The following is a 25,408-nucleotide window of genomic DNA, read 5'->3' as shown; positions in this document are numbered from 1 at the left end:
TCAAATTCCTTCCGGCAGGCGGATGCCACGATTGATGATGTCCAGGCCTGGCAGGGTGCTCAGGGGAGCGGTCGCCGCCTGCGGCGGGGCGGGCACGACCAGCGACGGCTTTTCGCGGATCGGCACAAGCACCGCCGCCCGTGCCACGAGTGCGGCTGTGGGCAATGTCGTGGTTTGGCCCTGGACCGACAGGACGCCGGGGCGATAGTCGATGAGGTAGTTGCCCAGGCCACTGCCGACCGCATCGCTGGCAAGGATGGCGTAGTCGCCCGGCGCGGCTGCGGCATCGGCGCCGGAACTGCTCAGGCGGACACCGGCTACGGTGTCGCCGGCCAAGAGCCCTGCCACGCTGTAACGGTCCAGCACGCTCGCCTGGCCGGTCGCCTTGCTGGCGTCCAGCGCGGTGACCGTCAGCGGTGCCTGGGCGATATCGGCCAGGGTGGCCGTGGTCTCGGCTTGAAGCTGGTAGTTCCCGGCATCGGCACCTTCAAGGCGGCCGCTGACCTGGACCGTCTTGCCGACCCCGGCGTTCCGGTCGCTGAACCGGCCGCTGGTGCCCAGGACCACGGCATCACCGGCGAGCACGCCATTGAGGCTGCCCGAGACGATGGCCGCGGTGGTGCCATCGTAGGTCTTGTCCTGCGCCGTCACGTTGCTGGTGATGGTCTTGGGCGTGATGTTGGCGGTCGTGGTGGCGTTGGTGCTGCCCAGCACGTAGTTGCCGGCGTCGCTGCCGCCGAGGCTGCCGCTGACATTCACCGTCTTGCCGCTCCCGGCGTTCTTGTCCGCGAAAGTGCCACTGGTGCTCAGGCTCACGGCATCGTTGCCGATCACGCCGCTCAGGCTGCCAACCGTGGTGGCGCTGGTGGTGCCGTCGTAGGTCTTGCCCTGGGCGGAGATGGCGCCAGTCAGGACCTTGGGGCTGATGGTGATGCCGCCGGTGACCGTATAGGCGATGTCATAGCCCTGCTGCGAAGAGGCCAGGCCACCGATGCGCAGGTTGCCAGCGCCGGTGGTGTAGCTCCCGGCGTTGCTGCCCGTGGTGGCATAGCGCAGCGAAGATCCGAACAACAGGCCAGGGTCGAACGGGCCGCCCACGGTGTAGGAAGGAATCACGCCGCTGGCACCGGTGCCGTCGTAGGTCTTGTCCTGTCCGGAGATGCTGGTGGTGATCGAAAGCTGGGTGAGGAAACTGCGCAGCAGCGGGGTTCCCATCTGTTCGTACAGGCGCCAGGTCTGCCCGGTGCCGCCCTGGTCGTCGATCGCCCAGCCGGCGTCGGTGAAGGTCGATAGCGTGTTGAGCGCGGCCCAGGAGCGGCCGCCGCTGGTCGCATCGATGCTGCCGCCGCTGTTGCCGACCGCGCTCAGTCCCACGTTGCGCGGGTTGCCGCCGATGTCGGTGGCGAAGAAGCTGGCGATGATGCTGCCATTGGAGTTGGAGCCGACCAGGCCGCCGACCGCGCCGGTGCCGGACACATTGCCGGTGGCGTAGGAGTTGCGCACGGTATTGTTGTAGTTGACGCCGACCAGTCCGCCGACATACGCCGTGCCGGTGGCATCGCCGCTGGCGTAGGTGTTGGCGATGGTGCCCTCGTCGTTGTAGCCGGCCAGTCCGGCGACATACATGCCGCCGGAAACGTTGCCGGTGGCGTAGGCGTTGCCGATACTGCCGCTCTCGTTGTAGCCCACCAGTCCGCCGAGATAGTCGGTCCCGGCCACGTTGCCGGTGGCGTAGGACGCGCCCACGCTTCCAGTATTGCTGTAGCCGACCAGTCCGCCGACAAAGCGGCCGCCGGACACGGTGCCGGTGGCATGGGTCGACGTGACGCTGCCGTGGTCCATGGTCCCGATTAGCCCGCCGATTTCGGACGAGGTGCCGTTCACCGCGCCGGTCGCATAGGCCGTGTCGATCGCGGCGGAACTGCGTCCGACCAAGCCGCCCACGCTCCGGGTTCCCGACACGTTGCCGCTGGCATACGCGTTCTGGATGGTGCCGGCGCCGGCCATGCCGACCAGGCCGCCGGCACTCGAGGTGGTCGCGGTGACGTTGCCGGTGGCGTGGACGTTCTGCAGGGTGCTCTGGATGGCATTGCCGATCAGTCCACCGATGTTGTTGCCGGTGGTCGTGCTGGTGCTGCTGACGTTGCCGGTGGCGAAGGCGTCGGTGTAGGTGCCCTGGTAGTCGTTGCCGACCAGGCCGCCGGCGCTGCTGCCGCCGGACACCGTGCTCGACGAGGACGAGGCGCTAATCGTGCCGTTAGCATTGCTGCCGATCAGCCCGCCGACATAGTTGCCGCTGTAGGGGCCGCCGCTGCCGATCACGGTGCCGCTGGTCTGCACGCCGGCGATCGTCCCGGCATCGTTGTAGCCGGTGAGGCCACCGACGAAGTTGCCGGTACCGCTCATGGTGCCGTTGACGCGGATGTCGCTGAGGCTGCCGGCATTGAAGCCGGCGACACCGCCTACGTAGGCGGTGCCCACGACGGTGGCGCCGGTCAGGGCCAGGTCGCCGATCTGGCTGCCCGCGCCGGTGTTGCCGAACAGGCCGACGTAGGACGCGCCGCCGCGGGCAATGGTCAGCCCGGAGATCGTGTGGTCTGCGCCCTTGAGGCTGCCGGTGAAGGCGCCGGTGCTGTCGCCGACCGGGCTGAAGCCGGCGCTGCTCCACATGCCGCTGGCGTTGCTGCCGGCGGTCTGGCTGGCATCGATGTCGGCGGACAGGCTGTAGTTGGCCGCCAGGTTGTACGCCATCAACTGCAACTGGTGGGCGTTGCCGATGCGGGTGCTGTACTCGCTGGCCAGGAACGGGCGGGTCTGGCCTTCGATCATGATCCAGGCGGGATTGCCCAGGCCATCGCTGGCGACGTAGACGTTGCTGCTGCCGGCGAGCAGCGACCAGGTGCCGAGAGTGCCGTACGTATTGTGGCCGTAGCGGTTGCCGCTACCGAAGCTGGTCAGGTTGGTGACGCTGCCGCTGCCGCTGTTGCTGATGGCATTGGCCTGGCCGGTGCTGCCGACGTCCCAGGACGCATTGCTGACGCTGCCCGTATTGGCGCCGATCAGCCCACCGACATTGTTGGTGCCGCTGACCGCCCCAGTGGCGTAACTGTTGCTGACGCTGGCGGAGGTGACGGCCGCGCTGCCAGGGTTGTTGATGCCCACCAGCCCGCCCACCGAGGTTGGTGCGGTGACGCTGCCGGTGGCGTAGGTGTTGGCGATGGCGCTCTGGTAGTTCATGCCGACCAGCCCGCCGACCCCGTAGCTGGTGCCGATCACGCTGCCGCTGGCATAGCTGTTCTTGATCGTGCCGGCGTTCTGGTTGGTTCCGGCCAGGCCGCCGACATAGTTGGTGCCGCTCACGTTGCTGGTGGAATACGTGTTGGTGAGGCTGCCACCGTCGTTGTAGCCGACCAGGCCGCCGGTGTTGGAGGAACTGCCGGTCACGCTACCGGTGCTGTGGGTGTTGCGGATCGTGCCGCTGACGTTGTTGCCCACCACGCCGCCGACCGCGCTTTGCCCGTTGACACTGCCGGCGAACGCGCTGCCGTCGATCAAGCCCAGGTTGTAGCCGGCTAATCCTCCGACGCCGCCGGAGCTTCCGGTGACCGTGCCGTCGACGGTGACGTTCCTGATCGTGCCCTGGCCATACCCGACCAGGCCGCCGACGTAATAGCCGCCGGAAATGGAGGCGTTGCCCAAGTGCACGTCGCGGACGAGGCTGTTGCTGCTGGTGGTGCCGAACAGGCCAACGTAGCCGCTGGCGCCGGAGATGGTCAGGTTGTTGATGCTGTGGCCCAGGCCGGCCAGCTTGCTCTGGAAGGAGGACACCAGGGCGCTGCTGCGGGTGACGCCGCTCAGGTCGATGTCCTGGGCCAGCGCGTAGGCACCAGGACTGTTGAGATAGGTGGCCGCGTCAGCCAAGGAGTGGATCAGCGTGTACGCCTGGCCGTTGATGCTCAGGCTGGCCTGGGCGCCGCCGAGGGTGGCCGGGGCGTTGACGTGATAGTCGCTGCCGGCGCTCGCGCTGCCGTTCTGGACATGGCCGCCGTAGTTGAGCGATAGGCCTGCACTGGCGCCGGTGGCGGTCACAGGCGCGTTGAGGAAAATGTCGCCGTGTGCGTTCAGCGTCAAAACGGTGTTGGCGCTCCAGGCCACCGCTGCATCGACGTTGATGTTGCCGCTCTCGCTGCCGCTGCTGACGGTCTGCAGTGTGACGTTACCGTTCTGCAGGTTGGCCGCCAGGGTGCTGGCGCCGATGCCGCTCGCGCTCGCGGCGCCGCTGCCGGCGCCGACGGTGAAGTCGGTCGGGTCGAGCAGCCAGGTGCCGCTGCGGCCCTGGGCAGCCAGGGTGGTGATGCGCGTGCCCTCGGCCACCTGGACGTGGGCGCCGCTGGTCTCGATAAAGCCGCCGTTGCCCGCGTTCGGCGCGCTGGCATCCAGGGTGCCGGCCACGTGCACGGTGCCGCCATCGAAACCGCCGAGCAGTTCGATCCTGCCGCCACGCTCTGCCAGGGTCTGCGCCTCGATCACGCCGGTGTTGTTGACCACGGTCTTGAGCAGGGCGTCGCCGGCGCGGGCGGTCAGCAGCACCTGGCCGCCGTTGGCGCGGATCAGCTCGCGATTCTCCGCCAGGGCGTCAGCGGTGGCTTCATCCACCTTGACGCTCAGCAGGCCGTCGCCCGCGAAGTCCAATGTCATGCCCTGGCCAGCGGCCAGGGCCACGCTGCCGCCCGTTGCGACAATCACACCCTGGTTGCTGACCTGTCCGCCAAGCAGCGCCACCGCACCGCCGTCGCGCACCTGCAGGCTGCCCTGGTTGATGACTGACTGGGGCGTGCCCTCGCTCTTGAAGCGATACCGACCCTGTTGGAAATCCTCGTTGGAGATGCCCAGGGTCGAGGCGACCAACCCGCCAACATTCACGCTGGCGCCCTGGCCGAACAGGATGCCGTTGGGGTTGACCAGGAACACACGGCCGTTGGCGTCCAGATTGCCGAGGATCCGCGAAGCGTCCTGGCCCACGACCCGGTTCAGGGCGATGGCCTGGCTGTCGGGCTGGCGGAACACCACGCGCTGGTTGGCGCCGATGTCGAAGCTCTGCCAGTCCATGGCCAGCTTGCCGCTGGTCTGGTCGATGGTGAGCTGCTGGCCGTTGCTGGAGAGGTCGGCATGGCCGGAGACCACCTTGCCGCCGGTAGGCAGGTCCGCTGCCGCGGCGGCCAGGGGTGTCAGCAACAGCACGCTCAGGGCCTGTCCTTTGCCGCGTTTACCGCACCGTTGGCCCAATTCGCTGGTCACAACCCAGGCCTGGAGCGTATGGCTCCACACGGTACGGAAGATGCGGTTCATCGAGATCCTTTGACTGTAATGAGATGGGCAGCGGGCATTGGCCGCCCATCAGGAGCGCCACGGCTGCGGGCTGACAAGGGACGATTGGTCTGCCGATGGGACATCCGATTTCCCTTGATCCCCGTGTCATGCACGCCTGTCCTCCCCTGGGACAGGCATGCCCCTTTCGACATAGCGGCGCGCGGCGTGTGAACTTGAGCGACGACTGAACATAAGACTGTCCTCACCGGCTCTAGGGCGTTGCGGGCGGGATCGGCAGGCGCCTGCGCGATCGGGCGCGCGCCGACACGACACGCAAACGTGCCAACCGAAAACCGCCGCGCCGGTTTGCGCGCACAGGCGGATCGGCGACAATCGGCCGATGAGCAAACTGCATATCCTCGGCATCGCCGGGACCTTCATGGGCGGCGTGGCCGCGCTGGCCCGCGAGCTGGGTCACACCGTCGAGGGCAGCGACCAGGCGATCTATCCGCCGATGTCCACGCAGCTGGAGCGGCTGGGCATCGCGCTCAAGCAGGGCTATCTGCCCGAGCACATCGCGCCGGACTGCGAACAGGTGATCGTGGGCAATGCGCTCTCGCGCGGCAATGCCGCGGTGGAAGCGGTGCTCGATGCAGGCCGGCGCTATACCTCCGGCGCACAGTGGCTGAGCGAGACCGTGCTGCCCGGGCGCACCACGCTGGCGGTGGCCGGCACCCACGGCAAGACCACCACCACCACCATCCTGGCCTATCTGCTGCAGGCCGCCGGGCGCGCGCCAGGCTTTCTCATCGGTGGCGTGGCCGAGGATTTCGGCGTCTCGGCGCGGCTGGGGCAGGGCGCCGAGTTCGTGGTGGAGGCCGACGAGTACGACACCGCGTTCTTCGACAAGCGCAGCAAGTTCGTGCACTACCGGCCGACCGTGGCGATCCTCAACAACCTGGAGTACGACCATGCCGACATCTTCCCGGACGTGGCCGCGATCCAGCGCCAGTTCCATCATCTGGTGCGCACCGTGCCGGGCCAGGGCCGGCTGATCGTCAATGGCGAGGATGCGCGCCTGGATGAGGTGCTGGCGATGGGCTGCTGGACGCCGGTGGAACGCTTCGGCTTCGACCCGTCGCTGGAATGGAGCGCGCGCCTGATCGCCGCCGACGGCAGTGCCTTCGCCGTGCTCAGGCAGGGCGTGGAAATCGGCCAGGTGCAGTGGCCGCTGGTGGGGCGGCACAACGTGCTCAACGGGCTTGCCGCGCTTGCGGCGGCCCATGCGGTGGGCGTCGACCTGCCCGCCGCGATCCCGGCGCTGGCGCGCTTTCGCAGCGTCAAGCGCCGGCTGGAAGTGATCGGCCAGGCGCGCGGCATCACCGTCTACGACGATTTCGCCCATCACCCCACCGCGATCGCCACCACGCTCGAAGGCCTGCGCGCCAAGGTCGGGGGTGCGCGCATCGTTGTGGCCATGGAGCCGCGCAGCAACTCGATGCGGCTCGGGGCGCATGCCGATGCGCTGGCGCCTTCGCTGGATGGTGCCGACGCTGTGGTCTTCCTGCATCGTCCGGAACTGGCCTGGGACGCCGGCAAGGTGATCGCTGCCGTCCGCGGCCAGGCCCATGCCGTGCAGGACACGGATGCCTTGCTGGCGGCGCTGGCCGACATCGCCGACCCGGGAGACCACGTGGTGTTTATGTCCAACGGCGGCTTCGATGGCGCCCCGCGCCGCTATTTGTCTGCCTTGCAGCAGGAGTGAGCGTAGAGGAGTGAGGAGTGAGCGCAGGCGGTCACGGCCTGTCTCTCACTCCTCACTTCTCCCCACTCACTCCTGGCCCCTTACACTGGAGCCATGGCCGACCACGACACCCTGCCATTGTTCCCGCTGCACACCGTGCTGCTGCCCGGTGCGGCGCTGGGCCTGCGGGTGTTCGAGCGCCGCTATCTGGATCTGGTGCGCGACTGCGGGCGCGCCGGCACCGGGTTCGGCATCTGCCTGATCCTGGATGGCCAGGAGGCTGGCGCCCCGGCAATGCCGGCGGCCTACGGCACCGAGGCGATCATCGAGGACTTCGACACCGGCGAGGACGGCCTGCTGGCGCTGCGCGTGCGCGGGCGCCGGCGTTTCCACGTGCTGCGCACCCGCGTGCGCGACAACGGGCTGGTGGTGGGCGAGATCGCGTGGGCCGCGCCGGATGCCGACGACGAACTGCGCGCCGAGCACGGCCTGATGGCCACCGTGCTGGAGAAGATCTACGAGGCCATGGGCCAGGATGCGGCGGCGCTGCCGCCCGAGCAGATCGACAATGCGGCCTGGGTCGGCTGGCGCCTGGCCGAACTGCTGCCGCTCAGCGACCAGCAGCGCCTGGCGGTGTTGCAGGAAGACGATGTGCATACCCGGCTGGACCGGCTGCTGTCGCTGATGGATTGACCGGCGCAGGGGCCGCCTGGAGCGGCGCTCTGAAGTGCCGGTGCGCCGTGGGGACAAGCTGCGAGGCGTAGCTCAGGGCGTGGGCAAGGTCCGCAGCCGCAGCACCGGCAGTCCGGTTTCCGGATGCGGCGCAAGTTCCTGGTCCAGTCCCTGCGAAGCGTCGATCAGCGCCTGCAGCGGCGGTTGCGCCTCCGGCAGCGGACGCCACAGGCCGATCAGGCCCAGCAGCTTACGATGCTCCAGCGTCTGCGCACTGCCGATCCATACCGGCTCATCGCCGGGCTGCAGGCGGATTGGCGTGGCCCACAGGCGCAAGGCGTAGCGCTGGCCGGGTTGCGGGCCTTCGCGCAGCATCAGCAGCGCCTCGGCGCGGGTGTCCACGGTGGCCGGAAGCACCGGCTGGTCGGCGCCGTTCTCGTCGTTGTCCAGCAGGCTCAGCGCGGCCTGCCAGCCGGCCTGCGGCTGCACGCGCCAGCCGGCGCTGATCAGGCGCGTCTGCAGCGGCGCCAGTGGCCCGGCGACCTGCACGTCCAGCGGCCAGCGGTGGGCGTCGTCGAACTCGTTGCGGCGCCCGGGCAGGGTGCGCCAATCGCCGGCCCACCAGACCTGGCGACCGATATCCACGCTGGCCGCCGGGCCATCGAAGCGCGCCAGCAGGGGGCCGGCCGCGCGTGGCACGTGCCAGAGCGCGGCGGCGATGAACACCCCGTAGAACATCCACGCCAGTGGCTTGACCCACAGCGGCCGGTAGGCGCGGCTGCGGTAGGCGATGCCCAGCACCAGCACCCACATGCCGCCCAACAGGCTGCCGCCGACCACGTCGCTGAGCCAGTGCGCGCCCAGGTAGATGCGCGCAAAGCCCACCAGCACCACCACCACGCCGGCCACCATGTACGGCCAGATGCGGTCGCGCCCGGGCATTCCGCGCGCCACCATCACCGCGAAGAAGCCGAAGGTGATGGTAGTGAAGGTCACCGTGATCGAAGGAAAGCCGAAGCCGCGCACCACCAGCGGCGGCTTGGGGATGTCCACCACTGCCCCCAGCAGGGCAGTCAGGGCCAGGCCGAAGCCGATGGCGGCCACCCAGTGCCCGATCGCCAGCCAGCGGCGGCGCCAGACCAGGTAGGCCATCACCGCCGCGGTGGCCGGGACCAGCACCTGCGCATCGCCCAGCGAGGCGATGGCCGAGAGCGGGCCATCGGCCAGCGGATTGCGCAGGCCGTGCATCAGGCCGTACACCGCCAGGTCGATGGACAGCGGCTCGCCGTGGTTGATCACCGTGCCGATGAAGAAGAAGCACACGCAGCCCAGCGCGATCAGCGAGATGGCCAGCACCACCAGCGAGGGCGACTCGCGGCGCATCGGGTCGAGCAGACCGATGGAGTAGCGGCCCAGCACCGGATGGGCGTGCGACCACGCCAGCAGCCGCGTGGACAGGCTGTCGGCGTGGTCGGCGAACCAGCGGTAGCTGTAGAGCACCAGCGCCCACACCGCGGCCAAGGCCACCAGCAGCAGCCCCAGCACGATGCTCAGCCGTCCGGCGACGGCGGCGACCGCGTCGTAGGCCTGGCCCAGCATCCAGCCCGGGGCGAGGAAGATCAGCGCCCAGGCCACCGCGGCCAGCGCACTGGCCGGGGCATAGCGGCGCAGCGGCATGTGCAGCATGCCGGCCACGGCCGGGACGAAGGGCCGGATCGCGCCGACGAAGCGCGCCACGAAGATGCTCTTGACCGCGTTGCGGCGGAACATCACCTCGCCGCGGATCAGCAACTGCGGAAAGCGGCTGAAAGGCCACATCCTGCGCATCTGCGCGCCCCAGCGACGACCGGCCCAGAAGCTGGTCGCATCGCCGACGAAGGCGCCCAGCGCCGCGCTGACCACCGCGTAGGGGCCGGAGAGCTCCCCCAGGCCGATCAGCACGCCCACCGCGAACAGCAGCGGCAGCGCGGGCACGATGGTGCCCAGGATGATCAGCGAATCGGACAGGGCGATGGCGAACACGGCGATGCCAGCAGCGATCGGGTGGGCGGCAATCCAGTCGAGCAGGGCGTTGAACCAGGCATCCATCGGCCGGAGTATAGGAGGCGTTCATGCACCTGGGCCTGACGGGCTGTCCGCCATCCCCTTGCGCGGCATTAAAATGACAGGGTGGATATCCCGAACCCCCGCAGCGAGCAGGCACTGAAGGCCGACACCTTCGGGCGCGTGGCGCTGGTGCACGATGGGCAGCGCGTGTTCGTGCTGCGCGATTTGACCGCCTCGCCGCGCTGGCTGCGACCGCTGGCGAACTGGCTGGCCGCGCGCGAGGCCCGCGCGCTGCGCCAGCTGGACGGATTGGCCGACACCCCGGCGCTGTTGCGCTGGGACGGCACCCACCTGGAGCGCGGCTACCTGCCGGGCCAGCCGATGTACCTGCAACCGCCGCGTGGCGATGTGGCGTATTTCCATCGCGCGCGGCGTCTGCTACAGCGCGTGCACCGCGCCGGCATCGCCCACAACGACCTGGCCAAGGAGGCCAACTGGCTGGTGCAGGAGGATGGCACTCCAGCGGTGATCGATTTCCAGCTGGCCGTGCGCGGGCATCCGCGTTCGCGCTGGATGCGGCTGCTGGCGCGCGAGGACCTGCGCCATCTGCTCAAGCACAAGCGCATGTACTGTCCGGCGGCCATCACCCCGGTGGAGCGGCGGGTGCTCAAGCGCACCTCCTGGGTACGCGAGCTGTGGTTCCGCACCGGCAAACCGGTCTACCGTTTCGTCACCCGGCGCCTGCTGCACTGGGAGGACAACGAGGGACAAGGGCCCAAGCCATGAGCACAGGCCGCAGGGTCCAGCCTGGGCGCGGAGGTGTGTTGATGGTGCTGGCCGCCTGCCTGGTCCTGCTGCCCGGCTGGAGCGATGCGCCCAAGCGCGATGCCCGGCCACAGGCCGAGTGGTTCGCCTGCGACACCGACGCGCAGTGCGCGGTGATCTTCCTCAACTGCCAGGGCTGGGCCGTGGTCGGCACGCGCTACCAGTTGGCGATGGAGCGCTGGTACGTCGGCCGCAACGCCAAGCTGCTGCGCAATGCCCAGTGCCCGGCGGCCAACCAGTCCGGCCCGCGTCCTCAGGCCCTCTGCCAGGCCCATGCCTGCGTGGCGCGATGAGTCCGGCGCGGATGGGTCGCCCTCTTTCCTGATCGGATGCATGTCATGAACCACCTTGCCGGCAAGACCCTCTTCATCACCGGTGCCTCGCGTGGCATCGGCCTGGCCATCGCCCTGCGTGCCGCCCGCGATGGCGCCAACGTGGCCATTGCCGCCAAGTCGGCCGTGCCCAATCCCAAGCTGCCCGGCACCATCCATAGCGCCGCGGCCGCGGTGGAGGCCGCCGGCGGCCGTGGCCTGGCGCTGAAGTGCGACATCCGCGAGGAGGACCAGGTGCGGGCGGCGGTGGCCGCCACCGTCGAGGCCTTCGGCGGTATCGACATCCTGGTCAACAACGCCAGCGCGATCTGGCTGCGCGGCACCCTGGACACGCCGATCAAGCGCTTCGACCTGATGCAGCAGGTCAACGCGCGCGGCAGTTTCCTGTGCGCGCAGGCCTGCCTGCCGCATCTGCTGGACAGCGCCAACCCACACATCCTCACCCTGTGCCCGCCGCCGTCTCTGGACCCGAAGTGGTGGGGGCCGCACACCGGTTACACCCTGGCCAAGATGGGCATGAGCCTGGTGACGCTGGGGCTGGCGGCCGAGTTCGGCCCGCGCGGGGTGGGCGTCAATGCGCTGTGGCCACGCACCCTGATCTCCACCGATGCGCTCAACATGATTCCGGGCGTGTCGGTGGCCAACGGGCGCTCGCCCCAGATCATGGCCGACGCCGCCCATGCCGTGCTGACGCGACCGGCCGCCAGCACCTGTGGCCGGTTCTTCATCGACGATGAGGTCCTGGCCGAGGCCGGCATCACCGATCTGTCGTCCTATGCAGTCGATCCGACCCAGCCGCTGCTTCCGGATCTGTTCCTGGACTGAGCGCCAGGACGGTCCGCACGCCGCACGCTCGAGCCGCCGCCATCGCCAGGCGCGGCCGAGCCCTCCCGATCCGCCTACCTGGAACCAATGCCGCCATGAAATACCTGCACGCCATGCTCCGCGTCCACGACCTGGACGCGACCTCGAAGTTCTTCACCCAGGGCTTAGGCCTGAGCGAGACCCGCCGTAAGGACAGCCAGGCCGGGCGCTTCACCCTGGTGTACTTCGGCGCGCCGGAGAACCCGCAGGCCGAGATCGAGCTGACCTACAACTGGCCGGCCGAGGATGGTAGCGTCGAGGACTACGGCAGCGCCCGCAACTTCGGCCACCTGGCCTTCGAGGTCGAGGACATCTACGCGCTGTGCGCCCACCTGCAGGGCATGGGCGTGACCATCAACCGTCCGCCGCGCGATGGCCGCATGGCCTTCGTGCGCAGCCCCGACCACATCTCCATCGAGCTGCTGCAGAAGGGCCCGGCGCTGCCGCCGGCCGAGCCCTGGGCCTCGATGCCCAACACCGGCAGCTGGTAAGCAGCGCAGGCGCGCGACGCGCCGATGGCCCCACGGCCGCAGCGATGGGCGACAATGCGCGGCTTAACCCCCTCCCGCACAGGATGCAACGCCATGACTGCCGCCGCCGACCTCATCGCCTCCGCCAAGCAGTACACGCTCAGCGTGTACCGCCAGCGCGAACTGGTGCTGGAGCGAGGCCAGGGCGCGCGCCTGTGGGACACCGAGGGACGCGAGTACATCGACCTGTCCGCCGGTATCGCCGTGTGCGGCCTGGGCCACCACGATCCGGACCTGACCGCCGCGCTGGTCGAACAGGCCGGCAAGCTGTGGCACACCAGCAACGTCTTCTACAGCGAACCGCCGCTGCGCCTGTCGCAGGAGCTGGTGGAGGCCTCGCGCTTTGCCAGCCGCGCGTTCCTGTGCAACTCCGGCGCCGAAGCCAACGAGGCGGCGATCAAGCTGGTGCGCAAGTGGGCGGCCGGGCAGGGGCGCAGCGCCGAGCGGCGCGTGATCGTCACCTTCCGCGGCAGCTTCCACGGGCGCACGCTGGCGGCGGTCACCGCCACTGCACAGCCCAAGTATCAGGAAGGCTATGAGCCGCTGCCGGGCGGCTTCCGCTACGTCGACTTCAACGACCTGGCGCAATTGGAAGCGGCCATGGCCCATGGCGATGTCGCCGCGGTGATGCTGGAGCCGGTGCAGGGCGAGGGCGGCGTGGTGCCGGCGGCCGAGGGTTTCCTGGCCCAGGTGCGCGCCCTGTGCGACCGCCACGATGCCCTGTTGGTGCTGGACGAGATCCAGAGCGGCATGGGCCGCACCGGCGAGCTGTTCGCGCACTGGCACGACGGGGTGCAGCCGGACATCGTCACCCTGGCCAAGGCGCTGGGCGGTGGTTTTCCCATCGGGGCCATGCTGGTCGGCGCAAAGGTCGCCGAGGTGATGCAGTTCGGTGCCCACGGCACCACCTTCGGCGGCAACCCGCTGGCCGCAGCGGTGGCGCGCGTGGCCCTGCGCAAGCTGGCCTCGCCGGAGATCGCGGCCAACGTGCAACGCCAGTCGCAGGCGCTGCGCGATGGCATCGCCGCCCTGGATGCCGAGTTCGGGCTGTTCTCGCAGGTGCGTGGCCGCGGCCTGATGCTGGGCGCGGTCCTGCGCCAGGCCCACGCGGGCAAGGCCGCGGACATCCTGGACCACGCCGCGCGCGAAGGCCTGTTGCTGCTGCAGGCTGGACCGGACGTGCTGCGCTTCGTACCGGCGCTGAACATCAGCGATGAAGAGCTCTCCGAGGGGCTGACGCGCCTGCGCCGCGCGCTGCAGGCCTACCTGGCGGGCTGACCGGTTCCCGCGCGCAACAGGCCGTAGTCCGATAAGGCCTCGCGCAAGGTCGCCGCATCGGTGAAATGGAAGGCGTGCAGGCCCGCGGCCTGCGCGCCTTCCACGTTTTCGGCCTTGTCATCGACGGACACCGGGTGGAAAAGGCTTCGCCGTTTTCCACCCTACGCAATCCCTTCGTAGGGTGGAAAACGCGAAGCTTGTCCACCACGCCAGAGGTGCACGGCGATGCGGTGTGTAGAAAAGGCTTCGCCATTGTCCACCCCACGCAATCCAGCCGCAGGGTGGACAACGCGAAGCTTGTCCACCGCGCCAGGGGCTCACGGCGATGCGGTGTGTAGAAAAGGCTTCGCCGTTGTCCACCCCGCGCAATCCCGCCGTAGGGTGGACAACGCGAAGCTTGTCCACCGCGTCAGGCTCGTGGCGATGCGGTGTGCGGAAAAGGCTTCGCCGTTGTCCACCCCACGCAATCCCACCGTAGGGTGGACAACGCGAAGCTTGTCCACCGCGTCAGGCGCTCGTGGCGATGCGGTGTGCGGAAAAGGCTTCGCCATTGTCCGCCCCACGCAATCCCGCCGTAGGGTGGACAACGCGAAGCTTGTCCACCGCGCCAGCGGCGCACGGCGATGCGGTGTGTAGAAAAGGCTTCGGCGTTGTCCACCCCGCGCAATCCCGCCGTAGGGTGGACAACGCGAAGCTTGTCCACCGCCTCAAGCATCGGATCAGAGGCTCACTGCGACGCTACACGGCACGTACGTGCGCTGGCCTTGTCCACAAAGCGCGTGGCCGCGCATGCACGAACAGGCGCCTCACCCAGGCACGCACGCGCATCGACGCAAACCGAGCGTTGCCCCGCTCCCCGCACCGGCATTGCTCGCCTCGGATGCGTCCAAATCGATGCGTATGAAACCTTCTCCAATGGGGTGAGCGCATGTGCTGCAAGCGTAATCGTGCGAGCGGAGCTGGGTAGTTGCGTGGCGCCTTGCTGAGTGCTGTTCGACCCTACCCAGGGTGATGCCACCTACCCGCGGAAGCGCGCTGTGAAGTGGTTGTTAAGCCTTAGTTTGGACCACGAGCGGTGCAGCACACGATCCAAGGGATGGGTCGACACGGGAGTGCCGTGTCATGCGCGCCGACCTCTTTGCAGCCCCTACCAGCCTTTCCTGCCATCAGAGGTTCTCCGTCAATGCGCAAGCCCATCAGGTCCTGCCAGCTCTCCAACGCTGTCTCGGCAGCGGTACATGGAATTCGTCATGCCTCCGGTCTGCGGACCGCTTCCCTGGCCCTGCTGCTGACCGCGGGCGCCGCCGGGCAGGCCTACGCGGCCGATGACGTCAAGGACGAGGCCAAGACGCTCGACAACGTCACGGTGATCTCCACCGGCACACGCAAGATGGACATGGCCGTCAGCGACAGCCCGGCGCCGATCCAGGTGGTGACCCCCGAACTGCTCAAGCGCTCGGCCGCGCCGGACCTGCAGAACGCCATCGCCAATCAGATTCCCTCCTACAACGCCACCCAGACCGGTGGCGACATGGCCAGCCAGACCCTCAACGCCAGCCTGCGTTCGCTGACGGCCAACCACACGCTGATCCTGGTCAACGGCAAGCGCCGCCACGTCACTTCCAACTTCGCCGTGGCCGCCAATGGCGAAATGGCCACCGACCTGTCCTACATCCCGCAGTCGGCCATCGACCACATCGAAGTGCTGACCGACGGCGCCGCCGCACTGTACGGTTCTGACGCCATCGCCGGCGTCATCAACATCATCCTGAAGAAGAACAGCGACGGCGGCGAATTCAATGCCGGCTATGCGGGTTTTGCCGATGGTGGTGGCGGCACCGACAACTGGAGCGCCAACCTGGGCCTGGGTGGCGACAACGGCTTCGTCAGCCTCAGCGCCGAGGTCGAAAACCGCAAGTCGGTTTTCCGCTTCTCCAATCCCAGCTATGCCAACTGCCTGCTCGACCAGGCCGCTTGCCGCAGCTATGCGGTGGCCAATGGCCGTAGCGATCTGATCAGCCGTCTGGAAAACGACCAGGGCGCGCTGATGAACCCGCGCTTCCCTGCCTTGAACGGCTGGCTCAACCCGCCAGAAGTGCATCGCAAGATCATGTCCTTCAACGCCGGCTACGACTTCGGCGATGGCCTGGAGTTCTACGCCTTCGGCAGCTACGGCAAGAAGACCGCCGAGTCCGAGGAAAACTACCGTCGTCCCTCGCAGGACGGCGGCTATGTCGACCCGATCACCGGCGAGGTCAAGCACAAGTATCCCTACGGTTTCCATCCTTCCGAGGCGTCGGACGAGACCGATTACGACCTGACCGCCGGCCTGAAGGGCTACTTCGGCGACTGGTCCTGGGATGCGTCCACCAGCTACGGCCGCAACGAGATGGACGTGTACACGATCAACTCGATGAACTTCTCGCTGTGGCAGGACACCGGCGCATCGCCGACCGACTTCTACGACGGTACGTTCTATTCGACCCAGTGGACCACCGACTTCGCCGTCACCAAGGATTTCGAGATCGGCCTGGCGCGGCCGATGACCTTCAACGCCGGCGTGGAGTACAAGCGCGATGGCTACGGCATCGAGCCGGGCGAGCCGGCCTCCTACTACGGCGCCGGCGCCTCGTCCTTCCCGGGCTACAACCCGCTGGGCACCGGCGACTACTCGCGTCATAGCTACGCCGTGTTCGCCGACGCCATCTTCAACCCGACCGACAAGTGGCTGGTCGATCTGGCAGGTCGTTACGAGGACTACAGCGACTTCGGCGACAAGGCCGTGGGCAAGTTGACCACGCGCTACGATTTCTCCGACGCCCTGGCCCTGCGCGGCACCGTCAGCACCGGCTTCCGTGCGCCGAACATGGGCGAGCAGTACTACTCGGCCATCCAGGTCAGCCCGACCGGCGCCACCGCCACCCTGGCCGGCGCCACGGTCGGCAACGGCCTGAAGCCGGAGACCAGCCAGAACCTCTCGCTGGGCCTGGTGTTCCGCCCGCTCGAAAACCTGACCATGACCCTGGATGCCTACCAGATCAAGATCAAGGACCGCACCTACATCGGCTCTTTCAGCTACTCCACCGCTCAGTCTGCCGCGACTCGTACCGGCCGCAACACCGGTACCTGGAACGCCGACCTGCCCGATCCGGCCGATACCAACGGCGATGGCGTGCCGGATGACAACTACGACCCGATCCTTGGTGCGGCCCTGGTGGCGGGCGGCTTCATCAGCGACGCCAACGACCCCTCGGCCCCGGGCGGCAGCTTCGACCAGACCGCGCGCGCCAACATCGACCTGAGCTTCTTCAGCAACGTGCTGGACACCAAGACCACCGGCGTGGACTGGGTGACCAACTACATGACCCCGTTCGAGTGGGGTTCGATCGACTGGCTGCTGGCGGCCAACTACAACAAGACCGAGGTCACCCGCGCCGGCCGCGCGCCGGGCTTCGAAAGCATCCCGATGTTCACCCCGGCGGCGATCTCGGACATCGAGCACAACAGCCCGCGCTACCGCGTCAACCTGGCGGCCACCTTCAACTGGGAGAAGTTCAGCCTGACCCTGCGCGAGTCCATCTATGGGCCGCAGTACACCGTGGCCAGCCTGGCCGGCTATGAGCAGTTCGCCGACCAGCTGGACTTGGTCACCCTGGATGGCGGTCGCTACTACAAGCAGGAGATCGGCACGATGGCGCTCACTGGTTTCGACCTGAGCTTCCGTCCGGACGACCGCTGGACCCTGAGCGTGGGCGGCGACAACGTGTTCAACAAGTACCCGGACAAGATCCCGTCCGCGGTGTGGAACTACGACGTGGCCAACTACCAGAACGGCAACAACGAGTACCTGACCAGCAGCCCGATCGGCTACTTCGGTGCGCGTTACTACGCCAAGGTGTCCTACCGCTTCTGATGGGCTGACCGGGGCGCCCGACCGGGCGCCCCTACCCATCGGCGACCCACCCACCCCTCGCGCCAGGCGCGGCGGGCGGGGCGGTGGCGGATACTTCACCGGCAACCGAAGACCAGCCCGAGGCATCTTTCCGAGGAAGGGAGGACAGCGCCACGGGGTGCGGACCACGCAGTTCGAGCCGTCGCCCGCGGAACAGGCGGCGGCTCGCCAGAAGAAGACGAATTTCATGCAAGACAACACGGGTGTCGCACTGACGCGCCGTCAGCTGCTGGGCCGCATCGGCCTGTCGGCAGGCGGCGCGATGATGTATCAGGCCATGACCAGCTTGGGCATGGCGGCCGAATCCAGCTACACCGGGCCGGTCAAACTGCAAGGCAGCCCCAAGGGGGCCACGGTGCTGGTGCTGGGCGCAGGACTGGCCGGCATGACCGCCGCCTACGAGCTGCGCAAGGCCGGCTACAAGGTCAAGATCCTGGAGTTCAACGCACGCCCCGGCGGCCGCAACTGGTCCATCCACGGCGGCGATACCTATACCGAGCTGGGCGGTGCCACCCAGCACTGCGGCTTCGACAAGAACCTGTACATCAACCCCGGCCCGTGGCGCATCCCGCACCACCACCGCGCGGTGCTGTCCTACTGCAAGCAGTTCAAGGTGCCGCTGGAATCCTTCGTCCAGGTCAACTTCAACGCCTTCCTGCACAACACCGAGGCCTTCGGTGGCCAACCCAAGCGATTCCGCGAGATCGACGCCGACTACAAGGGTCATATCTCCGAGCTGCTGGCCAAGAGCACCAAGCAGGGCGCGCTGGACAAGGCCGTGACCAAGGAGGACCAGGAGATCCTGCTGGAATCGCTGCGCAACTGGGGCGCGCTGGATCGCAACCTGTCCTACGTGATGGGCGAGGAGAGCAGCGTGCGCCGCGGTTTCGCCAAGTATCCGGGCGGCGGCGTGTCCGGCAAGCCCGAGCACTCCAAGCCGATGCGCGTGGAGGACATCCTGCGCTCGCGCTTGTGGGCCACCCTGGCCGCCGGCAACAACTACGAGATGCAGACGACCATGTTCCAGCCGGTCGGCGGCATGGACCAGATCGGCAAGGCCTTCGCGCGTGAGCTGGGCCCGGGCGTGATCGAGTACAACGCGCGTGTGACCGAGATCGACCAGGACGAGCGCGGCGTCACCGTCACCTACGAGGACACCACCGCCCCCGGCAAGGCCAAGACCGCCAAGGCCGACTGGTGCGTTTGCACGATTCCGTTCTCGGTGCTCAGCCGCATCCCGGTCAAGGTCGGCGCCGAGATGGCCGAGGCCATCACCAAGCTGCCCTACGCGGCCTCGGTGAAGGTCGGCCTGCAGTTCAAGCGCCGCTTCTGGGAAGAGGACGAGGCCATCTACGGCGGTATCAGCTACACCAACCTGCCGATCACCACCATCAGCTATCCCAGCACCGACTATCACAGCCCGGGCAAGGGCGTGCTGCTGGGCGCCTATATCTGGGGCCTGAACGCGTTCGACTACACCTCGCATACGCCGGAAGAGCGCGTGCGCAAGGCGGTCGAGTACGGTTCGCAGATCCATCCGCAGTACAAGCAGGAGTTCGACAACGGTGTGTCGGTGGGTTGGCACCGCGTGCCGTGGACGCATGGCTGCTTCGGCCAGTGGACCGAGCAGCTGCGCGAGCGCTATTACGGCGCGGCCACGCAGATCGACGGCCGCATCGCCATGGCGGGCGAGCACATCTCCTACATCCCGGCCTGGCAGGAGGGCGCCATCCTCTCGGCGCACGACATGATCGGCCGGCTGCACAAGAAGGTCATGGCCACGGGAGGTGCCGCATGAATACTGCACACGATCGCCGCTGGCTGCGTCGCGGGCTGGCGGTGCTGTCCCTCGCCGGCGCGCTGGCGGCGCCGGGCCTGCTCACCGCGCCGGTGCAGGCGCAGACCTCGGATGCGACCGGCTTCTTCGAAGGCCCGGACTTCTCCAGCGCCAGCGGCCCCCAGATCTACACGACCATTTGCCAGGGCTGCCACATGGCCAAGGGCGAGGGGGCCAAGGGCGGCGGCGAGTATCCGGCCCTAGCCGACAACCCCAAACTGGCCGCGGGCCCGTACGTGGCGATGATGGTGCTGGACGGCAACGGCGCCATGCCCGGCTTCCGTGGCATGCTCACTGACAAGCAGGTGGTCGAGATCGCCGACTACGTCCGCACCCACTTCGGCAACAGCTACAGCGATCCGCTGAGCCTTGAGGACGTCAAGGCGCTGCGCGGCGTCAACGTGGCCGCCCACGACGACACCGACTGACGCGCCGCCTGCCGCAGCGCCGAGCCAGACCCACGCGACACCACCCAAGCACTGGAGTAAACCTACATGAAGATGTCCAAAGCCGCCGCCCTGATGACCTGCGCCGCGCTGAGCCTGCCGCTGCTGTCGCAGGCGGCCGAGGTCAAGCGCCACGGCATTCCCGGCAGCGACTTCCCGATCGCCGCGGCGGTGGAAGTGCCAGCCGGCAAGACCACCGTGTATGTCAGCGGCAAGACCCCGCACGTGGTCGACGCGTCCAAGCCGAAGGATTCGCTGGAAGCCTACGGCGATACCGAAGTGCAGGCGATGAGCGTGCTCAGCGACATCCAGAAGCAGCTGCAGGGCATGGGCCTGGACATGAAGGACGTGGTGAAGATGCAGGTCTTCATGGTCGGTGGCCCGGAGACCGACGGCAAGATGGATTTCGCAGGTTTCATGAAGAGCTACACCAAGTTCTTCGGCAAGGACGCCAAGCAGATGAACCTGCCGGCGCGCTCGGCCTTCCAGATCGCCGCGCTGGCCAATCCGGCCTACCGCATCGAGATCGAAGTCGTCGCCGTCCGTCCCTGACCTGTCATCGCACGTGGAGTGCACCGCATGAAAGCCTCGATCTCGCGTCGTGATTTCCTTCGTCATTCCGCCCTGGCCGCAGGCGCGGCCACGGTGGGCGCTCCACTGCTGGGCGTGGCCACGGCTCCGGCCGCGGCCGCGCAGGATGCGGCCGGCCAGGTCGGCGCCGGCCTGAGCCCGGTGCTGATCAATGCCAACGAGTCGCCGCAGGGCCCCTCGGCGGCCGCACGCAAGGCCATGGCCGAGATCACCCCCCAGGGCGGTCGTTACCTGATCGAGCTGCAGATGGAGCTGCGACAGGAGCTGGCCGACCAGCTGGGCGTCAAGCCGGACAACATCATGCTGTATGCCGGTTCGACCGAGCCGCTGGACTACACGATGCTGGCCTTCACCTCGCCGGAGGCCTCGCTGGTCACCGCCGATCCCACCTTCGAGCAGGGCTGGGGCGCGGCGGCACGCAAGCAGGCGCCGGTGCACAAGATCCCGCTGCGCAAGGACTTCAGCCACGACGTGCAGGCCATGTGCGCGGCCGATCCCAAGGCGGGCGTCATTTACATCTGCAACCCGAACAACCCCACCGGCTCGATCACCACTCGCAAGGACCTGGACTACGCCCTGGCGCACAAGCCCAAGGGCAGCGTACTGGTGGTGGACGAGGCCTACATCCACTTCTCCGACAGCGCCGTGAGCGCGGTGGACATGGTGGCCAAGGGCGAGGACGTGGTGATCCTGCGCACGTTCTCCAAGCTCTACGGGATGGCCGGCATTCGCCTGGGCTACGCCGTGGCGCGCCCGGATCTGCTGAAGAAGCTGCAGTACTTCAGCATGAACAGTCTGCCGGTGACCGCCGCGGCGGCCGGACTGGCCAGCCTGCGCGATCCGCAGCTGGTGCCGCAGCGTCGCAGCGCCAATACCGCCATTCGCAAAGACACCATCGCCTTCCTCGAGTCGAAGGGCTTCACCTGCACGACGTCGGAAAGCAATTGCTTCATGGTCGATGTGAAGCGCCCGGCCAAAGCCTTCATGGCCGACATGGCGACCTGGGGCGTGTATGTCGGCCGCAGCTGGCCGGTGTGGCCCAACTCCTCGCGCATCACCATCGGCACTGCCGAGGAGATGCAGCGTTTCAAGCAAGCCTTCGCCCAGGTCGCGGCGGGCAAGCTGGGCCCGGTGCCGCCAAAGCCGCAGATGGCCGCGCTGAGCGAACGCCGCGATGGCAGCTTGCACCTGGCCTGAGGCCTGGCGTTCCTTTCCCTAGACCGACCCTGGAGTTCGTTTTGAAGTACTCGCGTTTCACTGCCGCCCTGGTCCTGGTGGCGGCCGTTTTCCTGGCGCCAGGCGCATGGGCCAAGACCTGCGCGCTGAGCATCAGCGGCAACGACCAGATGAAGTTCGACAAGCCGACCCTGGCCGTGGGCGCCGACTGCACCGAGGTCGCGCTGACCCTGACCCACAGCGGCAAACTGGCGGCCAATGTCATGGGCCACAACTGGGTGCTGGCCAAGACCTCCGACTTCCAGGCCGTGGCCACTGCTGGAATGAAGGCCACGCTGGCGCAGAGTTATCTGCCGGCGGACGATACCCGGGTGATCGCGCACACCAAGGTGATCGGTGGCGGCGAATCCACCACGGTGAAATTCCCGGTCAGCAAGCTCAAGAAGGGGGAGGCCTATACCTTCTTCTGCTCCTTCCCCGGCCACTGGGCGGTCATGAAGGGCACGCTGACCTACGGCTGAGGCTTGCCGGCATGCCTGCACTGGGTTGACTGGTCCACATGGCCGTGGGCCGCGCTTGCGGGCCGTGGTGTCTCTTCCGACGTTGGCCTGACTGCACTCTGCGAATGAACTTCCATTCACAGAACGGGATCATCATCGCCGCATGGCGATCCCATTGCTCGAGTGTGGCAACCGAGATGTGGGAGTCGAGGTGTGGGAGTCGAGGTGTGGGAGCGGCTTTAGCCGCGAAGGGGCTTTACCGGGGAAGCCTCTTCGCGGCTGATGGCCCTAGGCCACCTGGAGCCGCTCCCACAGAAGAGCATCGATGATCAGCTGACCCTGCCGACCGCACCGGCCGTAGACGCTGGGTCGAACCGGCCGGACTTCAGCAGTTGCGGGCGGATGTGGCCACCGCACCGCTGTGCATCGACAGCCAGCAACCGCGCGCCTTGATCAGTTGGCCCCACGCGCGGTGATCAGGCCGCGTTGCAACGCGGCGGCCAGCGCCGCTTCGCGGGTGCCGGCTTCCAGCTTGCGGTAAAGATTCTTCAGGTGGAACTTCACCGTGTTCTCCGACAGCGAGAGCACGCGGGCGATCTGCTTGTTCGAATGGCCCTGCGCCAGCTGCGCCAGCACTTCCAGCTCGCGCTCGCTGAACAGCTGCGTGGCCAGCGATTCGTCGGAGAGCTTGTCCAGCAACGCCTGGATGGTCAGTGCGCGCGTGGTGCCGGTGGCCGCCTCCGGGTCGTGCTGTCGCACCGCACGCAGCAGCGCCTTGGCCGGCAGGCCGATCTCCAGCACCACCTGCCACGCGTGCTGCCCGGCAGTGTGGTCCAGGACATCGCGCAGCGCCTTGACCGCCGCATCGAGATCGCCGCGCTGGTGCTGCACCACGGCCACGCGGGCGCGGGCGCGGATCAGGTGGTACTGGTCCTGCTGGCGCTCGGCCAGGGTTTCGATCTGGTGCAACAGCGCCAGGGCCTGGCCGCTGCGCCCCGCCGTGGCGTGCCAGCGCGCCAGCGCGAAGCCCAGGGCCGCCGCCTGGCGCCAGCCATGGCCGTTGACCAGGGCATGGGCAAAGGCCGCTTCCCCGCCAGCGCGGCCGATCGCCGCATCCGAGGCCGCGTTGCCGGGCAGGTCCAGCAGCACGTCCAGCTGCCAGGCCACGGCCAGGTCGGACAGGCGCGCCAGGCGGCGCTTGGCCGCGATCGTCTCGATATGTTCGATCAGGGCGAAGCTGGTACGCCCGCTGCGATCGCGCTGGCGGGCCAGCGCCAGCGCCGTGGAATAGGCCGCGGCGAAAGTGTCCAGCCAGCCATCGTGCTGCTCTAGGATCTCCAGCGAGGTCTGCAGCAGGTCGGCGGCCTCGTCATAACGGCCGCGTTCGCACTGCACCTGCGCCAGCAGCACTTCGCAGGCCGCATGCAGCGACGGGTCCGCGCCCTGGTGCAGGGACGAAACCGCCAGTGCGCGTCGATAGACCTGTTCGGCCCTGTCCAGCTGGCCGCGATAGAAATGCGACTGCGCCAGGTGCAGCAGCGCATACGCCGCGCCGATCTCGCTGCCGGCCTGCAGCATCGCCGTCTCGGCGTTGCGGGCGTGGCGCTCGGCAGTGGGGAAATCGCAGCGGCCCAGTGCCGTGGTCGCGCAGATGCACAGCAGGGTCCCGCGGCCGACGTGGTCGTCCTCATCCAGCGCCGCGGCCTGGGCAGCGATCTGCGGCAGGCCATGCGGGTTGGTACAGACCTGGTCGAGCAGGTCGCGCAGCAGCGCCACGACCACCGTGTAGTCGCGCTCCAGCGGCGTGCGGAGCTCGGGCGGGAAATCGCGAAAGCGCTCCAGCAGGACCTGGGCGTGGCTGAACTCGCCCAGCTTCATGTGCAGGTAGGCCTGGGTCAGGTTCAGCGCGGGAGTGTCGCGGATGGTGCGTGCGTCGAACTGGCGCAGCAGGGTGCGCACCCCGCCCACGCCGTGGTTGAGCAGCATCTGCCAGCTGCCGGCCTGGGCGATGTAGTGCGCGGCCAGCGGCACGTCCTGCGCGCGCACCGCATGGCGCACCGCATCGAGCAACTGGCCCTGGCCGGCATACCAGTGCGCGGCGCGCACATGCAGCAGGCCGGTGTGCTGGGGCTGCTCGCGTTCCAGCTGCAGATGCAGGTAATCGGCGAACAAGGGGTGATAGCGGAACCACTCGTGCTCGCTGTCCAGCGGCACCAGCAGGCCCTGGAAGTGGTGCAGCTGCGCCAGCAGCTGGCCGCTGTCGTGGCGCTGGCGCACGGCATCGGCCAAGGCCGGGTTGAAGCGCTCCAGGCACGAGGTTTCCAGCAGGAACGCGCGCAGCTCCGGCTCCAGGTCGCTGACCACTTGTTCGGCCAAGTAGGCGGCCAGGCCGACCGAGCGGCCGGAAAAGCGCGCCACATCGGCGCGCCGGCGCTCATCGCCGGCGATCCACAGCGCAGCCAACTGCAGCGCGACAGGCCAGCCCTCTGTCTGCTCGCGCAGCAGGTGCGCGTCTTCCAGCGGCAGGTCGGGGCCGAGCAGCTGCCGGGTCTCGGCGTCGGACAGCGCCAGCTCGCGCGCGCCCAGCCGTTGCAGGCAACCGCGCACGGACAGGCGTGCCAGCGGCAGCGAGGGCGCGCGGCGCGTGGCCACCAGGACGTGCAGCTGCGCGCCGCCGTGTTCGACCAGCCGGGTCACGATGTCATCCACGCCCTGGCTGCGCACGCGGTCGTAGTCGTCCAGGATCAGCACCAGCGGCTTGGCCGCCGTGCGGACCACGCGCAACAGCGTGCCCAGCGTGGTGGCTACGTCCAGCTCGCGCCAGTGCGGCGCGCCGCCCAGCGCGTTGCCGGGCTCGGCGCAGGCCGCGGTGACGGCCAGGGCCAGGTAGGACAGGAATCGGCCGGGCTCGCTGTCGTCCTCGTCCATCGACAGCCAGGCGACGTTGGCACGGTCGTGCTCGCGCAGCCGCTGCTGCCACTGGGCCAGCAAGGTGGTCTTGCCGAAGCCCGGCGGGGCCAGCAGCAGGGTCAGGGGCAGGGTCAGGCCAGCATCGAGCCGGTCGAGCAATCCCGCGCGCGGCACGGCATCCACGTGCAGCTGCGGCGGCTCGAGCTTGTTGGCCAGAATCCAGTCGGCAGGTGCCAGAGTCTCCCGTGCCAGCGCGAGGCGTGGGTTGATCAGTGCAACCGTTTTGGACATGGACGACGACTTCCCCGGCGTTCGGCATCCCCATTGGCGCGTGCTGCAGGGGCAATTCGGGTGAAACGGCAGCCCCGACCGCGCCAAAGCGCGGTCGCTCCGTG

General features: G+C 68.1%; 17 protein-coding genes. 13 read left to right on the top strand and 4 right to left on the bottom strand.

Translation table 11 applies throughout. The features are described from left to right. Positions 1-5,349: a GLUG motif-containing protein gene (locus tag EPA99_RS03095; protein ID WP_129469699.1), complete on the bottom strand. Its 5,349-nt coding sequence runs from the start codon at positions 5,347-5,349 to the stop codon at positions 1-3. Positions 5,350-5,710: 361 nt separating this feature from the next. On the opposite strand from EPA99_RS03095, the gene mpl reads away from it, so the two are divergent. Continuing rightward, a complete protein-coding gene (gene mpl / locus EPA99_RS03090) occupies positions 5,711-7,075 on the top strand; it encodes a UDP-N-acetylmuramate:L-alanyl-gamma-D-glutamyl-meso-diaminopimelate ligase (RefSeq protein ID WP_129469698.1) in 1,365 nt (454 codons plus the stop codon). Between the two features lie 93 nt (positions 7,076-7,168). Beyond that, positions 7,169-7,747, top strand: a complete 579-nt coding sequence (locus tag EPA99_RS03085; protein WP_129469697.1) for an LON peptidase substrate-binding domain-containing protein — start codon at positions 7,169-7,171, stop codon at positions 7,745-7,747. A gap of 72 nt (positions 7,748-7,819) precedes the next feature. Here the strand turns inward: EPA99_RS03085 and EPA99_RS03080 are convergent, their stop codons facing one another. After that, positions 7,820-9,814, bottom strand: coding sequence for a bifunctional DedA family/phosphatase PAP2 family protein (locus tag EPA99_RS03080; protein WP_129469696.1), 1,995 nt, complete (start codon positions 9,812-9,814; stop codon positions 7,820-7,822). Between the two features lie 87 nt (positions 9,815-9,901). On the opposite strand from EPA99_RS03080, the gene EPA99_RS03075 reads away from it, so the two are divergent. From EPA99_RS03075 to EPA99_RS03055, 5 genes are all read left to right on the top strand, one after another. Next, a complete protein-coding gene (locus EPA99_RS03075) occupies positions 9,902-10,558 on the top strand; it encodes a protein kinase family protein (RefSeq protein ID WP_129469783.1) in 657 nt (218 codons plus the stop codon). Positions 10,559-10,599: 41 nt separating this feature from the next. Then, the gene (locus tag EPA99_RS03070) at positions 10,600-10,890 is read left to right on the top strand and encodes a hypothetical protein (protein WP_129469695.1); all 291 of its coding nucleotides are present in this window, start codon (positions 10,600-10,602) and stop codon (positions 10,888-10,890) included. Between the two features lie 45 nt (positions 10,891-10,935). Beyond that, a complete protein-coding gene (locus EPA99_RS03065; RefSeq protein ID WP_129469694.1) occupies positions 10,936-11,754 on the top strand; it encodes an SDR family oxidoreductase in 819 nt (272 codons plus the stop codon). A 95-nt stretch (positions 11,755-11,849) separates the two neighbouring features. Beyond that, positions 11,850-12,284, top strand: coding sequence for a VOC family protein (locus tag EPA99_RS03060; RefSeq protein WP_129469693.1), 435 nt, complete (start codon positions 11,850-11,852; stop codon positions 12,282-12,284). Between the two features lie 93 nt (positions 12,285-12,377). After that, positions 12,378-13,601, top strand: a complete 1,224-nt coding sequence (locus tag EPA99_RS03055) for an acetylornithine transaminase (RefSeq protein ID WP_129469692.1) — start codon at positions 12,378-12,380, stop codon at positions 13,599-13,601. Here the strand turns inward: EPA99_RS03055 and EPA99_RS18635 are convergent. Next, positions 13,586-13,732 carry a hypothetical protein gene (locus tag EPA99_RS18635; RefSeq protein ID WP_164978538.1) on the bottom strand — a complete coding sequence of 49 codons (147 nt, stop codon included), beginning with the start codon at positions 13,730-13,732 and terminating at the stop codon, positions 13,586-13,588. The genes EPA99_RS03055 and EPA99_RS18635 overlap by 16 nt on opposite strands. A gap of 1,052 nt (positions 13,733-14,784) precedes the next feature. Here EPA99_RS18635 and EPA99_RS03050 point away from each other — a divergent pair. The 6 genes from EPA99_RS03050 (at position 14,785) to azu (ending at position 22,124) form a co-directional block, all read left to right on the top strand. Further along, complete coding sequence (locus EPA99_RS03050; RefSeq protein ID WP_129469691.1) at positions 14,785-17,514, top strand: TonB-dependent receptor plug domain-containing protein; 2,730 nt, start codon at positions 14,785-14,787, stop codon at positions 17,512-17,514. Between the two features lie 226 nt (positions 17,515-17,740). Then, entirely contained in the window at positions 17,741-19,351 is a 1,611-nt protein-coding gene (locus tag EPA99_RS03045; RefSeq protein ID WP_129469690.1) for a flavin monoamine oxidase family protein, read from the top strand. Continuing rightward, a complete protein-coding gene (locus EPA99_RS03040) occupies positions 19,348-19,818 on the top strand; it encodes a c-type cytochrome (RefSeq protein WP_129469689.1) in 471 nt (156 codons plus the stop codon). The genes EPA99_RS03045 and EPA99_RS03040 overlap by 4 nt, the downstream gene beginning before the upstream one ends. Before the next feature lie 66 nt (positions 19,819-19,884). Next, positions 19,885-20,388, top strand: a complete 504-nt coding sequence (locus EPA99_RS03035; protein WP_129469688.1) for a RidA family protein — start codon at positions 19,885-19,887, stop codon at positions 20,386-20,388. A gap of 27 nt (positions 20,389-20,415) precedes the next feature. After that, positions 20,416-21,624, top strand: a complete 1,209-nt coding sequence (locus EPA99_RS03030; RefSeq protein ID WP_129469687.1) for a pyridoxal phosphate-dependent aminotransferase — start codon at positions 20,416-20,418, stop codon at positions 21,622-21,624. 68 nt (positions 21,625-21,692) lie between these two features. Beyond that, positions 21,693-22,124 carry an azurin gene (gene azu / locus EPA99_RS03025; RefSeq protein ID WP_277751638.1) on the top strand — a complete coding sequence of 144 codons (432 nt, stop codon included), beginning with the start codon at positions 21,693-21,695 and terminating at the stop codon, positions 22,122-22,124. Between the two features lie 432 nt (positions 22,125-22,556). Here the strand turns inward: azu and EPA99_RS03020 are convergent, their stop codons facing one another. After that, positions 22,557-25,304, bottom strand: coding sequence for a winged helix-turn-helix domain-containing protein (locus tag EPA99_RS03020; RefSeq protein WP_129469686.1), 2,748 nt, complete (start codon positions 25,302-25,304; stop codon positions 22,557-22,559). Positions 25,305-25,408: the final 104 nt, after the last annotated feature.

The sequence above is a fragment of the Pseudoxanthomonas composti genome, from assembly GCF_004122095.1.
Classification (GTDB): Bacteria; Pseudomonadota; Gammaproteobacteria; order Xanthomonadales; family Xanthomonadaceae; genus Pseudoxanthomonas_A; species Pseudoxanthomonas_A composti.
The sequence above is the reverse complement of the archived record's forward strand: the minus strand, read 5'-3'. Positions and strand labels throughout refer to the sequence as shown.

Excerpts from the sequence above, each read along its gene's own strand:
- EPA99_RS03050 (WP_129469691.1), top strand. The coding sequence starts at position 14,785 with ATGCGCAAGCCCATCAGGTCCTGCCAGCTCTCCAACGCTGTCTCGGCA.
- mpl (WP_129469698.1), top strand. The coding sequence starts at position 5,711 with ATGAGCAAACTGCATATCCTCGGCATCGCCGGGACCTTCATGGGCGGC.
- EPA99_RS03070 (WP_129469695.1), top strand. The coding sequence starts at position 10,600 with ATGGTGCTGGCCGCCTGCCTGGTCCTGCTGCCCGGCTGGAGCGATGCG.
- EPA99_RS03055 (WP_129469692.1), top strand. The coding sequence starts at position 12,378 with ATGACTGCCGCCGCCGACCTCATCGCCTCCGCCAAGCAGTACACGCTC.
- EPA99_RS03020 (WP_129469686.1), bottom strand. The coding sequence starts at position 25,304 with ATGTCCAAAACGGTTGCACTGATCAACCCACGCCTCGCGCTGGCACGG.
- EPA99_RS03060 (WP_129469693.1), top strand. The coding sequence starts at position 11,850 with ATGAAATACCTGCACGCCATGCTCCGCGTCCACGACCTGGACGCGACC.
- EPA99_RS03080 (WP_129469696.1), bottom strand. The coding sequence starts at position 9,814 with ATGGATGCCTGGTTCAACGCCCTGCTCGACTGGATTGCCGCCCACCCG.
- EPA99_RS03035 (WP_129469688.1), top strand. The coding sequence starts at position 19,885 with ATGAAGATGTCCAAAGCCGCCGCCCTGATGACCTGCGCCGCGCTGAGC.
- EPA99_RS03085 (WP_129469697.1), top strand. The coding sequence starts at position 7,169 with ATGGCCGACCACGACACCCTGCCATTGTTCCCGCTGCACACCGTGCTG.
- EPA99_RS03040 (WP_129469689.1), top strand. The coding sequence starts at position 19,348 with ATGAATACTGCACACGATCGCCGCTGGCTGCGTCGCGGGCTGGCGGTG.
- EPA99_RS03095 (WP_129469699.1), bottom strand. The coding sequence starts at position 5,349 with ATGAACCGCATCTTCCGTACCGTGTGGAGCCATACGCTCCAGGCCTGG.
- EPA99_RS03045 (WP_129469690.1), top strand. The coding sequence starts at position 17,741 with ATGCAAGACAACACGGGTGTCGCACTGACGCGCCGTCAGCTGCTGGGC.
- EPA99_RS03030 (WP_129469687.1), top strand. The coding sequence starts at position 20,416 with ATGAAAGCCTCGATCTCGCGTCGTGATTTCCTTCGTCATTCCGCCCTG.
- EPA99_RS03065 (WP_129469694.1), top strand. The coding sequence starts at position 10,936 with ATGAACCACCTTGCCGGCAAGACCCTCTTCATCACCGGTGCCTCGCGT.